General features: G+C 54.4%; 13 protein-coding genes. 9 read left to right on the top strand and 4 right to left on the bottom strand.

Going from position 1 to position 12,746, the window contains the following annotated elements:
* Positions 1-12: 12 nt before the first annotated feature.
* Complete coding sequence (locus ACE1BR_RS12280; RefSeq protein WP_374870632.1) at positions 13-1,038, bottom strand: Kiwa anti-phage protein KwaB-like domain-containing protein; 1,026 nt, start codon at positions 1,036-1,038, stop codon at positions 13-15.
* Positions 1,025-1,663 (bottom strand): hypothetical protein, encoded by a 639-nt coding sequence (locus tag ACE1BR_RS12275; RefSeq protein WP_374870630.1) that lies wholly within the window; start codon positions 1,661-1,663, stop codon positions 1,025-1,027. The genes ACE1BR_RS12280 and ACE1BR_RS12275 overlap by 14 nt, the downstream gene beginning before the upstream one ends.
* Positions 1,664-2,115: 452 nt before the next feature.
* Between ACE1BR_RS12275 and ACE1BR_RS12270 the strand changes: the two genes are divergently transcribed.
* Positions 2,116-2,595, top strand: coding sequence for a GNAT family N-acetyltransferase (locus ACE1BR_RS12270; RefSeq protein ID WP_374870628.1), 480 nt, complete (start codon positions 2,116-2,118; stop codon positions 2,593-2,595).
* Between the two features lie 274 nt (positions 2,596-2,869).
* Entirely contained in the window at positions 2,870-3,868 is a 999-nt protein-coding gene (locus ACE1BR_RS12265; RefSeq protein WP_374870626.1) for a diguanylate cyclase, read from the top strand.
* Positions 3,869-3,948: 80 nt separating this feature from the next.
* Here the strand turns inward: ACE1BR_RS12265 and ACE1BR_RS12260 are convergent, their stop codons facing one another.
* Positions 3,949-4,581: an outer membrane protein gene (locus tag ACE1BR_RS12260; protein ID WP_374870624.1), complete on the bottom strand. Its 633-nt coding sequence runs from the start codon at positions 4,579-4,581 to the stop codon at positions 3,949-3,951.
* 562 nt (positions 4,582-5,143) lie between these two features.
* Here ACE1BR_RS12260 and ACE1BR_RS12255 point away from each other — a divergent pair.
* From ACE1BR_RS12255 to ACE1BR_RS12245, 3 genes are all read left to right on the top strand, one after another.
* Positions 5,144-5,302 carry a hypothetical protein gene (locus ACE1BR_RS12255; protein ID WP_374870622.1) on the top strand — a complete coding sequence of 53 codons (159 nt, stop codon included), beginning with the start codon at positions 5,144-5,146 and terminating at the stop codon, positions 5,300-5,302.
* A 171-nt stretch (positions 5,303-5,473) separates the two neighbouring features.
* Entirely contained in the window at positions 5,474-6,844 is a 1,371-nt protein-coding gene (gene dcuC, locus ACE1BR_RS12250; RefSeq protein ID WP_374870620.1) for a C4-dicarboxylate transporter DcuC, read from the top strand.
* A gap of 497 nt (positions 6,845-7,341) precedes the next feature.
* Entirely contained in the window at positions 7,342-8,106 is a 765-nt protein-coding gene (locus ACE1BR_RS12245) for a helix-turn-helix domain-containing protein (RefSeq protein WP_374870618.1), read from the top strand.
* 41 nt (positions 8,107-8,147) lie between these two features.
* Here ACE1BR_RS12245 and ACE1BR_RS12240 read toward each other — a convergent pair whose 3' ends face one another.
* Positions 8,148-8,960: a UTRA domain-containing protein gene (locus ACE1BR_RS12240; protein ID WP_374870616.1), complete on the bottom strand. Its 813-nt coding sequence runs from the start codon at positions 8,958-8,960 to the stop codon at positions 8,148-8,150.
* A gap of 212 nt (positions 8,961-9,172) precedes the next feature.
* Here ACE1BR_RS12240 and ACE1BR_RS12235 point away from each other — a divergent pair, with 212 nt between their 5' ends.
* The 4 genes from ACE1BR_RS12235 to ACE1BR_RS12220 are packed head-to-tail and all read left to right on the top strand — an operon-like array spanning position 9,173 to position 12,746.
* Positions 9,173-10,234, top strand: coding sequence for an ABC transporter substrate-binding protein (locus ACE1BR_RS12235; protein WP_374870614.1), 1,062 nt, complete (start codon positions 9,173-9,175; stop codon positions 10,232-10,234).
* Positions 10,235-10,244: 10 nt separating this feature from the next.
* On the top strand, positions 10,245-11,078 hold the full coding sequence (locus tag ACE1BR_RS12230) for an alkaline phosphatase family protein (RefSeq protein WP_374870612.1): 834 nt from the start codon (positions 10,245-10,247) through the stop codon (positions 11,076-11,078).
* Complete coding sequence (locus ACE1BR_RS12225) at positions 11,078-11,977, top strand: ABC transporter permease (protein WP_374870610.1); 900 nt, start codon at positions 11,078-11,080, stop codon at positions 11,975-11,977. The genes ACE1BR_RS12230 and ACE1BR_RS12225 overlap by 1 nt, the downstream gene beginning before the upstream one ends.
* A complete protein-coding gene (locus tag ACE1BR_RS12220; protein ID WP_204382471.1) occupies positions 11,970-12,746 on the top strand; it encodes an ABC transporter permease in 777 nt (258 codons plus the stop codon). The genes ACE1BR_RS12225 and ACE1BR_RS12220 overlap by 8 nt, the downstream gene beginning before the upstream one ends.

Genomic DNA, 12,746 nt, shown 5'->3' with positions numbered 1-12,746 from the left:
AATATGACATTTTTAGTTATTACCTCGTGGGCTTACAAGGCTTCCTGAGTCAGTGGCGTAATATTTTTTAGTAGTCATCCCTTGCTTATAGTAGTCGTTTAAAAGCTTGAGAAAATTTCTAGCGTCAGCTGTGTTCTCCAAGACGATCTTTCCCTCTTCGTTTATAGTGAACTCTACACCATCAAACTTTTTTAGTACGTCATTCATTGAATGAACTTCTTCTTTCGACAAGTCTTTATCATTTCCTTTTTGTCGGATACTTGTCATTGTTTTTCTTACGGATGGCATAAATATCATTTCATTTTCAATGATTTCTAAGCCGACAACAATATCTGAGCTCTTCATGGATTCTAAAGACTGATGTGCGACCTCATGAAACTCATCCTCTAGACCAACAATTGCCTCGAAGCTTTTCTTTTTAAATACATAGAACTGTTCATCTAGATAGAGGCAATCAATCTTATCATCAAAACTAATCGCTGAACCATCAAATGGTCGCAACTCACTATCCGATTTATCAAATCTAGCTGTGAATTTTTTTATTATATCCTCAGGTGTGTCAGTTGTTATTCTTGATTTTCCAAATTTGCGAAATGAGTATGCAAAGCGTTTATTGCTATATACTTTTATACAATATGCCCATAAGTTTTCTTTAATTTCTTCCAAGCTATTTATTGAGCTGATTTTATCAGACTTAACATGTTCAGTTACTACCTTGGAAAACGATAGTGCATTATTTAAAGCATAGGTGTAAATTTTGTTGTCTATATCATCATCAATTACGGTGTACGGTTTTATTTCGATATCATCTCTACTGGAATGAGTGATGATTTGATTAGACAAAACAGATTTGAAGTAATCACTGACATCTGAAGATAGTGAGACTTTTTTAACATTGAAATCGTATTTATCAATCGCTCTGGTATTTGATCTCATACCAGGCTTTAGCTCTCTCATGATAAAAATCAGGCTGATTTTTGCAGCATTATCATTGCTGATTTCTTCCGCGTATTCTAATAGTTCTTCAGCTGTTAACATTTGCTTCCTCTATAAGATCTGCATAGAAAAGTTTATGGCCAACGTCTTCTATATCTAATATGTCGCCTTCTTCAAGGTATCTACTTTCAGTTATTATCATTCCATTTCTTATTATTTTATTTTCTATGTTTTCATAAGATATTTGGTATAGGGTGTATTTCATGCTTATCGTTGGGTTTATTAATATCATTCCTGAGTTGACATAAATCATGAATGTAACAACTAACAGGACAAGTATTGATACGACATTTACACATGAAGATAGATCTTGAAAAACAAAGGGAATTAAGTATGTAAACAAATAAGTTATCGATTCGCTGTTTTTATTTTCAATATCAATTATTTTGACAGCAACACCATTTGTTTTACAACGTTTTTTGACTTTGCTGATTAAAATTAAAAATCCAAACACCCCTATCGCTGACATAATGAAAATTACAGATACAGCTCCAAAGTATTTTATAAAATTCTCTATACTATCCTTATTGAAACCACCCCAGTTAAGATATTCCCTGTGCGAGTAAATTTGAGAGAAGCACATAATGAAAAATAACGGGAGATATGAAACTATGAATAAAGAAAATCTTGCTCCAAAACGCAACTTATTTCGTCTGGACGCTTTCATCTTATAAATACTTCGATTGTAATTTTGACATTACACATTATGTAATAAATACCTTATATGTAAAAACTGCTTAGATAATAACAGGGACCTGTTTGAAATTAAATCTTCTGAAGGAAAATTTGATGATGGGGTCACGAAAAATTAGTGTTAACAAGAATTTTTTACATCTCCTATGTTGGGCTTCGCGTAATCTCTTTTTTCCTCCCCTCATCCCCAACCCTTCTCCCGCAAGGGGAGAAGGGAGATTTGGCCCCGTGGATATACACTCGATTACCAACGCCATATCCCCGATGCTGCTTTATCCCCTCTCCCTGAGGGAGAGGGCAGGGTGAGGGCGGGTAGGGTGCAAAGAACGAAGTGAATTGCACCGCTGCTATTTATCTGGCAAAAGGTGTAATGCGCTTCGCTTATTACACCCTACATTCAATCCACACACGACAGGATGTCATTAATTGCGACTTGAATTTAATACCATCGATCTGGAGCGGGATTATGAGCTCTGTGTGCAGGCGCGCAGGGATGCCTATTTTTGCAGCTTTCATACCCATGATGGTTTTGCCGACTTTCTCGACGGCTATCGGGAGCGGATCCGCGACAGGCTGGGGCAAGCGCAATGGCATTATTTGCATGTCTGGGCGGGTGAACAACTGGTGGGCCAGCTGGAATTTCGCAGCTTTTCCGATGAACCCGAGACTGGCTATGTGCAGCTGATTTATCTGTTCCCGGAATATCGTGGCAGCGGGCTGGCTGCGCAGTTGCAGGCCTATATCCGCCAGCAGTTGCTGGATGCGGGCTGCAGATGGGCGATCCTCTCCGTGAGTCGCACCAATGTGCGGGCGCTGAACCATTACCGGCGCTGTGGCTGGGCATTTCTGCGTCCCAATCCGAAACATCAAGAGACGGATTTTTATCGACTGGCATTGGCAGATTGATCTCTGCCGTTGCAGCCCGAATATTGCCTCCGTGATCCCATCCTCAATTGGTTAAATCGTGATTTAAATCCGGTAAATGGGGCGCACTTGGGCCACACTAACTGACACCCTGATTTTGCCCATGCTGTTAGCGGTCGATAACCGGTAAAGCAGTGGTTCCGTGGCGTTCTGGCTGACAAATTTGCTGCAATATGCCAAGTTAGCGCCCCACGCTGAATTGATCATGGCCCCCTCCTAGCGCGGGGCAACAAATTGAAGAACAAGGGAAACCGCTATGCTGCAGGACAGTGACACGATCAGGATCTCGGATGTCAACGAAGCCGTGGTGCATGGCATTCTGGAGGTGATCAGCGATGGCGTCTGGGATTGGCATGTCAATACCGGTTTCGTCTATCGCAACCCGGGCTGGTACTGGATGCTGGGTTACGAACCTCATACCCTCGGCAATACCGTCTTTACCTGGGAGAGCGTGATCCACCCCGACGATCTGGCGGCGGTGATGGCGAAGTTCGATCTCTGCCTGAGCGGCAGCACCCACGAATATCGCGCCGAGTATCGTTGCCGTACCCGCGATGGCAGTTATCTCTGGATTGAGGATTGCGGCCGCATCATTGAGCGCAATCCCGATGGTTCTGTGGCCAGGATGATCGGGGCTCACCGCAATATCCAGGCTAACAGGTTGCTGCAGGAGCAGCTGGAGCAGCGCAACCATTCGCTGGAGCAGCTGGTGGCCGAGCGTACCGCCGAGCTGGCACGACTCAACGATGAGTTGCAACAGAAGGTGGCTGAGAACCGCGAGTTGGCGGAGACTGACGCCCTGACCGGTGCCGCCAGCCGTTATCGGCTGGAGCGGGCGTTGCAGCTGGAGTGCGAGCGGGCCCGCCGCTTCCATCAGCCGTTTACGGTGATCGCCATGGATGTGGACAATTTCAAGCAGATCAACGACAGCTATGGCCATCACGCGGGGGATCAGACCCTGATTAACATAGTGGCGCGGATCCGCCGCCATATCCGCGAGATCGATCTGCTGGCCCGCTGGGGGGGTGACGAGTTTATGGTGCTGCTGCCCAATACCAGCCACGCTGATGCGCTGCTGGTTGCGAGCAAGTTTCAAGCTCTGATGGCGAGTGAGCCTGTTAGCCCTCATGTCTCGGCAACCATGAGTTTGGGTTTGGCCGAGTACCAGCAGGATGAGCAGAAGGAGAGCCTGATGGTGCGTGCCGATCGGGCGCTCTATCAGGCCAAGCTGCAGGGCAAGAACTGCATCCGCTAAGCTGGAACGGGTAGTAAAAAGGGCCGCAGGAGAGATCCTGCGGCCCTTTTGCATGGTGTCTGACGAGCTAGCGACGCGCTTTAGAAGTGGTAGCGCATGCCCAGCTTGAAGGTATCGAGTGAGTAGTGGTCATCACCCAGAGTAATGGCGTTGAATTGACGCTCATAACCGAAGTTGGCAGAGAAGCGGTCGTTAAAGGCGTAGTCCAGACCGACTTCCAGATTGGGGTGCACAGTACCCTTGGTTTCGTTGTTGTAGCTGCTGATGTTCCAGCCAGGGATGCCGAGGATGTTGGCGTTGCTGGTGACTTCAACTTTGGTGCTGGTGTAGGCCAGACCCGGTTTGGCATAGGCGCTCAAGCCCCAGGCCAGTGGCTGGCTCAGCTTGGCGGCAATGCTGACGCTGGTGGCGTCGATGGTTGAGTTGAGGGAGCCTGTCACGGCACCAACATAGGTCGTTTCCAGCTTCATTTGCTGGAAGTGCAGACCACCTTCAATGGCCAACCAGGAGTTGAGGTCATAACCGGCGATCAGGCTGGCACCAGCGAGGCGATCATCGATCATCTTGTTGTTGTAAGCCCATTCGGCTTCGCCTTTCAGATCCATGGTCGAGGTGGCCAGGTCCAGACCGGCATACCAGCCTTCTGCGTTGGCGGCGCCGCTGAGGGTCAGGCCGAGCAGGGAGAGTGCAATTGCGCTGTTAAACTTGTTCATGAATTGTTTGTCCTGATATGTGAACTGCGTGTGATTGAACATTTTCATCCATGAAAGTTATTAGTATTACCTGATAATCCTGTATTTAGGTGGTCGAGTATAATCAGGCCATTTTTCAATAACAAGTCGTCTCAGGTTGGCTATTTATGGTCAGTAAGTGTCTGTATTGACAATAACGGTTCGATTATTGATTAATTTGGTGATCTGTTATTTATAAACAACTCAAATAATGGAGATGCCAGGATTTCGCTGTTTTACCTGTAGATCGGTCAGAGGCGGTTGATATTACTGGAATTGTTTGTAACAACTGGCAGACGGTTTGATTACAAACTGAATGCTGTTTAATCGGTTGTAAACGAACTCAATTGCAAACCTGTTGCTGTGATATCGTAAACGATTGCATCCCCCTGTGCAGGCCAAAAATTATTGGCTGAGTGCATTTTTTGCCTGAATATTGTCAATTTTTACTCATTTTTTGCTGGTGAGCGGCCATCTGTTAGCGGCTTTTCCTGCACTCTGTTCATCTGGTCGATGGGGCCGAGAGGCAAGCAAGAGGGCCGACATGGCCGATACCCGCTCGGGCGTTCTTTATCGTCCATATGGACTACCGGTGTGGGGAAATAGCGATAAGGGGAATATTTATTATGTTTACAGGGAGGTAAATGAGCAGGCAGGCAAGTTTGAGCAGTACCACATTTTTATTATTAATAATGTGCTATAGAGATATTTATTTGCCCTGGCGGTAGTTGTTTAATTATTGATTATTGCGGCTGCGATCACATCGGCCAATTCTATTTTCAAGACACCACTGATACCCTCCAAAATTCCAATTGTCAGAAATAACAACAGGTGTGATTGGGCCGTCATTCGTGCTGTAACAGGGGTGTTTTATATGTCGACAATATTGATTCTGGTGGTAGTGGGGCTGGTCGCCTACGCCATGCTCAAGCGGTTCAATCCGCAGGCGACCTTGCTGACCGCGGGTCTGGTGCTGCTGGCGTATGCCCAGTGGGCGGGGATCAATCCGATCCTGCCAGCCGAGAATAGCCAGGGCTTCTGGTTCTTCGATCTGTGGGAGAAGTTCGCCATGGTGACCAACTCCCGCCTCGCCTCCACCGGTCTGACCCTGGTGGCGATCGCCGGGGTGGCGACCTACCTCAACCAGATTGGTGCTTCGGCGGCACTGGTGAAAGCCACATCGCGCCCCATCATGGCGCTGAAGAACCCCTACCTGCTGCTGGCGATCATCCTGCTGCTGGTCTCCATCCTCTATGTCTTTATCACCGGGGCGACCTCGCTCTCCCTGTTGTTGATGGGCACCCTCTATCCGCTGCTGCGCAACGCCGGGATCAGTGCCAAGACGGCGGTAGCCACCATCGTCATCCCCACTGCGTGGGAGTTTGGCCCCGGCCAGATCAATGCGGTGATCGGCGCCAAGGCGATCAATATCGAGGTGATGCCGTTCGTGGTGAATCATCAGCTGCTGTTCCAGATCGCGCTGCTGGTGACCATTCCGTTCGTCAACATCATGTGGCAACGCTATTGTGACCGCAAAGAGGGGCACGATGCGGCCGCCGAGCGGGGCAAGTATCTGCACGAGCTGGAGGCAAAACACGAGAACACCCCGGGCTATTACGCCCTGCTGCCGGTGATCCCGTTCGTCTTTCTGTTCGGTTTCTCCGAGCTGTTTGTCAGCGCCATCAAGATGACCATTCCGGTGGCCATGATGTCCACCATGACCCTCTGCATCATTATCGAGGCGCTGCGTTATCGTTCCCTCAACAAGGCGTTCGCCAACTTCGAGGCCTGGCTGACCGGTACCGGGATGATCTTCGGCAGCGTGCTGACCCTGATGCTGGCGGCCGAGTTCTTCTCCGCCGGTCTCACCAACATCGGTGCCATTACCCAGCTGATCGATCTGGCCAAGTCGTTCGAGCTCAACCCGCTCGGGCTGTCGCTGGTCTTCTCGCTCTTTATCCTGCTGACCGCCTTTATCACCGGCTCGGGCAACGCCCCGGTGATGGCGTTTATTCCCATCGTGCCGCTGGTCTCCGGCCAGTTCGATATCAACCCGCTGTTGCTGCTGGTGCCGATCCTGTTTGCCGCTGGCATTGGCCGCACCATCTCGCCGGTAGCCGGGGTGATCATCACGGTGGCCGGGATTGCCAATCTGAGCCCGGTGGATGTGGTGAAGCGCACCTTTGTGCCGATGATGGCGAGTATGGCGGTGGTGATGGTACTGACCGCGATCCGCTATATCTGATCGTTGAAAGAGGCATGCGAGCGTCTGCCATTGGCAGGCGCTTTTTTATGGCTGTGATGTATGGGTAATGGGAGCAAGTTGCTGCGGTGTGGCGCTGTTGCCGGATGTGCCGGATGCGGGAAAAAGAAAAGAGCGGGGCTTTTGCAAGCGCCGCTCAATGCCAGGAAAATAGAAAAAACCTTGCGGTTTAAAGATAAAAATTTTGGAAGCAAACAATCGAGTTCTCAACCAGGAAGGGTATTGAATTCGACACGCTTCGATTATGCGTGAAGTGTTATGCGGCACTAGCAAAATGTTTTCCGGTTCAAGGATATGCACTGGCTGGTGTCAAAATGTGAGACTGCTCAATTGAACTGGTCAGTCCTCAGCGTCATAAAAGCCGTTTATGGAATACCCCTATTTTTTTGGTGTCAATATCTGAGCCTTGTGGGTAAAAATAGAGCCGACCCGTGGCGGCGTCAGCAAGCCGTCACTATGTAACAACAAGGATGAGTCCCGTGAGTTATAGCCAGACCCTGGCCAACCAGATCCTCGACACCCTGAAGAAGACCCTGACCGACAAGGGGATCCGCTATCAGACCCTGGCAGAGGCAATGGGAGTCTCCATCGCCACCGTCAAACGGATGATGAACAAGCCCTCCTTGCCGTTCGATACCCTGCTGGAGATCTGCCATCTGGTGGGACTCTCGTTCGAGGAGCTGCTGGAGCGCACTCAGGATGCCCAGAGTCGGCGCGCCGTTTTCACTCGGGAACAGGACGAAGCGTTTCACAAGGAGCCCGGCCTCTACGCCTTTCTTGCCAATATCTTCTGGCGCGACAAGACGTTAATTGACCTGAAACGGGAGTACAGCCTGACCGACGCCTCCTGCTACCTCTATCTGCGCAAGCTGGAGAAACTCGGCATCCTGCAGCTTGGCATCGACAACAGTTACCACTTTCTCATCAGCGAGCGGATCAGCTTCGAACAGCACAGCCGTTTCGCCCGCCAGCAGGCGCGCCAGGCAATGTCGATGCTGGGGGAGTATCTGGTGGAGAACATGCACAAGTCGAACAACTATCTGGCGCTCTGCCAGCTCCATCTCAACGAGAGCGAGGCGATGGGGTTGATCGAGCGGATGAAGGAGTACTGGCATCAGGAGCTCAAGCTCAACCGCCCGGCCATCGGCCAGCAGGAGCACCGCAAGACCTACACCATGTCGCTGCAACTGGCCGATTGCGGCTACCAGAGCTTCGACGACATGATCCCCAATATCGACAACTGATCCCGGCGGATCCTGCGGGATCTGCTGTGTTGGCGTCTGACTTATTCCGCGAGTTGAACGGTCTGCGACCTGCCTGAGGCCGGTTGCAGCGCCCGGGTATCGAGACAGATACGGATCGCATCCGGCCGCCAGTGTTCGATATCGCAATCCACCAGAGCGCCCCGCTGGTCATAGTTGACCCGTACCAGCCGCAGCACGGCACTTCCCTCTGCCAGATTGAGGGCGCGGGCGATGGCGCCGCGCGCTGCCGAGGGAGTGATCTCGAGACTCGCCCCACCCTGGCCTATGCCATAGCGCTGCTGATAGAGCTCGGTGAGGGAGCTGGCCAGCGGCGCGCTGGCGATATCGGGAAAGCGGCTCGCCAGCAGGTGGTGGCTGACGTGGAGCACCGGGCGACCGTCGATCAGCCGCTGGCGGCGGATTTCATACAGCGGTGTAAAAGGATCCAACCCCATCCAGCGGCAGAGCTCGCTGCTGGCAAGCTCGCTGCCGTGGGCCAGTACCCGGGTTTCGGCGGTGCGTTGCTGCTCGCCGATCCACTGGTGGAAGTGGGTGTGGATGGCGGGATCGTAGGTGAGGCGAGGCGGTGCCACGAACCAGCCACGGCGCTCGGCCCGGTAGACAAGGCCATCAGCTTCGAGGCTCGAAAGCGCCTCCTTGATGGTGATGCGGGTAGTGGCGAATCGCTCGCTCAGGGCTCGTTCGGCGGGTAGCTGCTGCCCCGCCGCCAGCTGGCCGCTACCGATATAGCGGCGCAGGGTCTGGCAAATCTGTTCACACTTGGAGGCGCGGCCATCTGCCGCTACCCGTTCGCTCAATCTCGGTTCAATCACGCTCGTATCCCTGTCGCTCATTTTGGCTGCGCTGGCTGGCCTACCCCTTGTTGGTTCAGCCCTTGCTGGAGTAGTCCAGCTTCACTTGGGTTCAGAGTTTTAACCGCTGCGGATGACAGCGACATGACAGGGAAATTGTCATCAAACTGCCATCAAAGCGCCCCGCGACCGTCATATTTCCCCTCTAGCATCCCTCTCGAACCTTAACTGACCTAGTCCAGAGGGATGGGATGATGAAAAGCGTGATCGCAAGTGCACTGGCTCTGGTAGCCATCAGCCAGCCGTTTTTTGCGGCAAATAGCTATGCCGCCGAAAATATCGCAGATCTTGAGAAGGCCGCTCGCGGCGAAGGGCAGCTCAGCAGTATCGGCATGCCCGACAGCTGGGCCAACTGGAAGGATACCTGGCAGCAGCTGGGCAACATCTACGGCATCAAGCATCAGGATACCGACATGAGCTCGGCGCAGGAGATCGCCAAGTTCGCCGCCGAGAAGGCCAACGCCACCGCCGACATCGGCGACGTGGGCGGCGCCTTCGGCCCGGTGGCGGTCAAGCAGGGGGTCACCCAGCCCTACAAGCCCTCCACCTGGGCCGACATTCCCAACTGGGCCAAGGACGCCGATGGTCACTGGATGCTGGCCTATACCGGCACCATCGCCTTCCTGATCAACAAGGATCTGGTCAAGGCTGCCCCCACCAGCTGGCAATCCTTGCTGGGCGGCAACTACAAGGTGACGCTGGGTGATGTGGGCGTTGCCTCACAGGCCAACAACGGCGTGCTGGCGGCAGCCTATGCCACCGGTGGCAGCGAGAAGAATCTCAAGCCCGCCCTGGAATTGTTCGGCAAGCTGGCCCAGCAGGGTCGCCTGTCGCTGAATGACCCGACCATCGCCAACATCGAGAAGGGCGAGGTGGAAGTCGGTGTGCTGTGGGACTTCAACGCCCTCAACTACCGCGACCAGATCGACCCCAAGAAGTTTGAGGTGGTGATCCCGAGCGACGGTTCCGTCATCGCCGGTTACACCACCATCATCAACAAGTGGGCCAAGAACCCCAACGCCGCCAAGCTGGCGCGGGAATACATCCTCTCCGATGCCGGTCAGATCAACCTGGCCCGTGGCTATGCCCGCCCGATCCGCAGCAACGTTGCGCTGCCGGATGACGTGAAGGCCAAGCTGCTGCCGGCCGAGCAGTATGCCAAGGCCAAGCCGGTGCAGGATCACGCCGCCTGGGAGCAGAGCTCCAAGGCCCTGCCGCGCCAGTGGCAAGAGAACGTCATGATCTACATGCAGTAAGGAGCGGCCAGTGCAACACAAGGTGATAGTGGTACTTGTGGATGGCCTCTCTGCCGGGGTAGCCCATGGAATGGGCTACCTCGCAGGCATGGTGGAGGCGGAGCGTGGCCTCTATACGACCCTCAGCTGCGCCCTGCCATCCCTCTCCCGGCCTCTCTACGAGTGCATCCTGACCGGCGTGCCGCCGGTGGCGAGCGGCATCACCCACAACGGGGTGAGCCGTCTCAGTCTGCATGACTCCATCTTCCATCTGGCCCGCGCCGCAGGTAAACGCACCGCAGCGGCGGCCTACTACTGGGTGAGCGAACTCTACAACCGCAGCCCCTGGCTGGCGGCCCGCGATCGCTTTACTCACGATGAGCAGCTGCCCATCCAGCACGGCTGCTTCTACTGGGATGACAATTACCCCGACAGCCATCTGCTGATGGATGGCGAGTGGCTGCGCAGCCAGTACGATCCCGATTTTCTGCTGATCCACCCGATGGGAGTGGACGATGCGGGCCACAAGTTTGGCTTCGATTCCCGCCAGTACCGCAATCAGGCGCGCCGGATGGACAGCCTGCTGGCCGATCTGCTGCCCCAGTGGCTGGCAGAGGGGTATCAGGTGGTGGTCACCTCGGATCACGGCATGAACAACGACCTGAGCCACGGCGGCACTCTGCCTGAAGAGCGCACCGTGCCACTCTGGCTGTTTGGCGATGCCTTCATCGAACGCTGGCCGGATGGGGTGGCTATCGCCCAGACCCAGCTCTGCGCTCTGATGGCGGATCTGCTGGGGGTTCCCCACGACAAGCCGGCAGCGCCACCGCTGCTCAAGGCCGCCTTTATGCGCGAGGTGCACTGATGATGCCTGCAACCACCGAGATCCTGGTGGATCAACCCGTGGCAACCAAGCAGAAGGTGCGCCGCCACTGGCTGCCCGCGCTGGTGCTGCTGCCGTTTATCCTGCTGATGATCCTGTTCCAGCTCGCCCCCATGGTGTGGGTGCTGGTGGGCAGTTTCCAGACCCCCGATGGCTGGGGCATCGACTACTACCGGGAGATTTTGAGCTCCCCCTTCTACCTGCAATCGTTCGCCAACTCATTGCGCATCGCCGGTATCGCCAGTCTGGCGGGGCTTGCCATCGGCACTCTCGGGGCGGCGGCGCTACGTCACAGCGGCGAGCGGGTCAAGCGGGTGCTGCTGGCCTTCGTCACCATGACCGGCAACTTCAGCGGTGTGCCGCTGGCATTCGCCTTCATCATCATTCTCGGCATCAACGGTGCAGTGACTCTGCTGCTGAAATCCTGGGGATTGATCGACGGCTTCAACCTCTACTCGGGCAGCGGCCTTATCCTCATCTACACCTACTTCCAGATCCCGCTCGCCCTGCTGCTGCTCTATCCGGCGTTCGATGCGCTGCAGGATGAGTGGCCGCAAGCGGCCGCGCTGCTGGGGGCGAGCAAGGGGCAGTACGTGTGGCACGTGGCGCTGCCGGTGCTGACGCCAGCACTGCTCGGCACTCTGATCATCCTGTTTGCCAACGCGGTGGGGGCCTACGCCTCTGCCTACGCCCTCACCACAGGCAACTTCAATCTGGTGACTATCCGGGTGGCCAGTCTGGTCTCTGGCGATATCTTCCTCGAGCCCAATATGGCGGCGGCGCTGGCGGTGATCCTGATGGTGCTGCTGGGGGTAGTGACGGCCGCCAACCAGTGGCTGCTTAAAAAGAGCTATGTGAACAAGGGGCAATCCCATGCATGATTTGACGCCGCGCTGGCCCAAGTGGGTGTTGGGTGGGCTGGTCGCCACCCTGCTGCTACCGCTGCTGGCTACCTTTCTCTACTCCATTTCCACCCGCTGGGGAGCCACCCTGCTGCCGGACGGCTTCACTCTCGACTGGTATCTCAAGCTGTGGGGCGACCCGCGCTTTCTGGCGGCGTTTGGCCGCAGCCTCTTGGTCTGTTTCGCCACCCTGCTGCTGGGGACTCTGGTGTTGGTGCCGACCGTGCTGGTGGTGGCCTACTACTTCCCCAAGCTGGATCCCTGGATGAACCTGCTGATCCTTCTCCCCTTTGCGGTGCCGCCGGTGGTCTCCTCAGTCGGGCTGCTGCAGATCTATGCCGACGGCGTTCTGCCCATTATCGGCACGCCGTGGATCCTGATCGGCACCTGGTTCACCGTGGTGCTCCCCTTTATGTACCGGGCGCTGGCCAACAGCCTGCAAGGGGTGCCGCTTAAGGATCTGATGGATGCCGCCCACCTGCTGGGAGCGAGCAGCGCCCGCGCCTTCCTGCTGGTGGTGATCCCCTGTCTGCGCAAGGGGCTGCTGGCGGCGCTGTTTCTGTCGCTCTCCTTCCTGCTCGGCGAGTTCGTGTTTGCCAACATGCTGGTGGGCACCCGTTACGAGACCCTGCAGGTCTACCTCTACAACATGCGCGCCACTTCGGGCCACTTCACCAGTGCGCTGGTGATGAGCTACTTCCTGCTGACCCTGCTGCTCACCTGGGCGGCCAACAGATTTCATCGGTGA

This window comes from Aeromonas sp. MdU4, assembly GCF_041929505.1.
Lineage (GTDB): Bacteria > Pseudomonadota > Gammaproteobacteria > Enterobacterales > Aeromonadaceae > Aeromonas.
The sequence above is the reverse complement of the archived record's forward strand: the minus strand, read 5'-3'. Positions and strand labels throughout refer to the sequence as shown.

Coding starts and splice junctions, on each gene's coding strand:
- ACE1BR_RS12260 (WP_374870624.1), bottom strand. CDS start 4,581: ATGAACAAGTTTAACAGCGCAATTGCACTCTCCCTGCTCGGCCTGACC.
- dcuC (WP_374870620.1), top strand. CDS start 5,474: ATGTCGACAATATTGATTCTGGTGGTAGTGGGGCTGGTCGCCTACGCC.
- ACE1BR_RS12255 (WP_374870622.1), top strand. CDS start 5,144: ATGGCCGATACCCGCTCGGGCGTTCTTTATCGTCCATATGGACTACCG.
- ACE1BR_RS12220 (WP_204382471.1), top strand. CDS start 11,970: ATGCATGATTTGACGCCGCGCTGGCCCAAGTGGGTGTTGGGTGGGCTG.
- ACE1BR_RS12275 (WP_374870630.1), bottom strand. CDS start 1,663: ATGAAAGCGTCCAGACGAAATAAGTTGCGTTTTGGAGCAAGATTTTCT.
- ACE1BR_RS12240 (WP_374870616.1), bottom strand. CDS start 8,960: ATGAGCGACAGGGATACGAGCGTGATTGAACCGAGATTGAGCGAACGG.
- ACE1BR_RS12265 (WP_374870626.1), top strand. CDS start 2,870: ATGCTGCAGGACAGTGACACGATCAGGATCTCGGATGTCAACGAAGCC.
- ACE1BR_RS12225 (WP_374870610.1), top strand. CDS start 11,078: ATGATGCCTGCAACCACCGAGATCCTGGTGGATCAACCCGTGGCAACC.
- ACE1BR_RS12280 (WP_374870632.1), bottom strand. CDS start 1,038: ATGTTAACAGCTGAAGAACTATTAGAATACGCGGAAGAAATCAGCAAT.
- ACE1BR_RS12235 (WP_374870614.1), top strand. CDS start 9,173: ATGAAAAGCGTGATCGCAAGTGCACTGGCTCTGGTAGCCATCAGCCAG.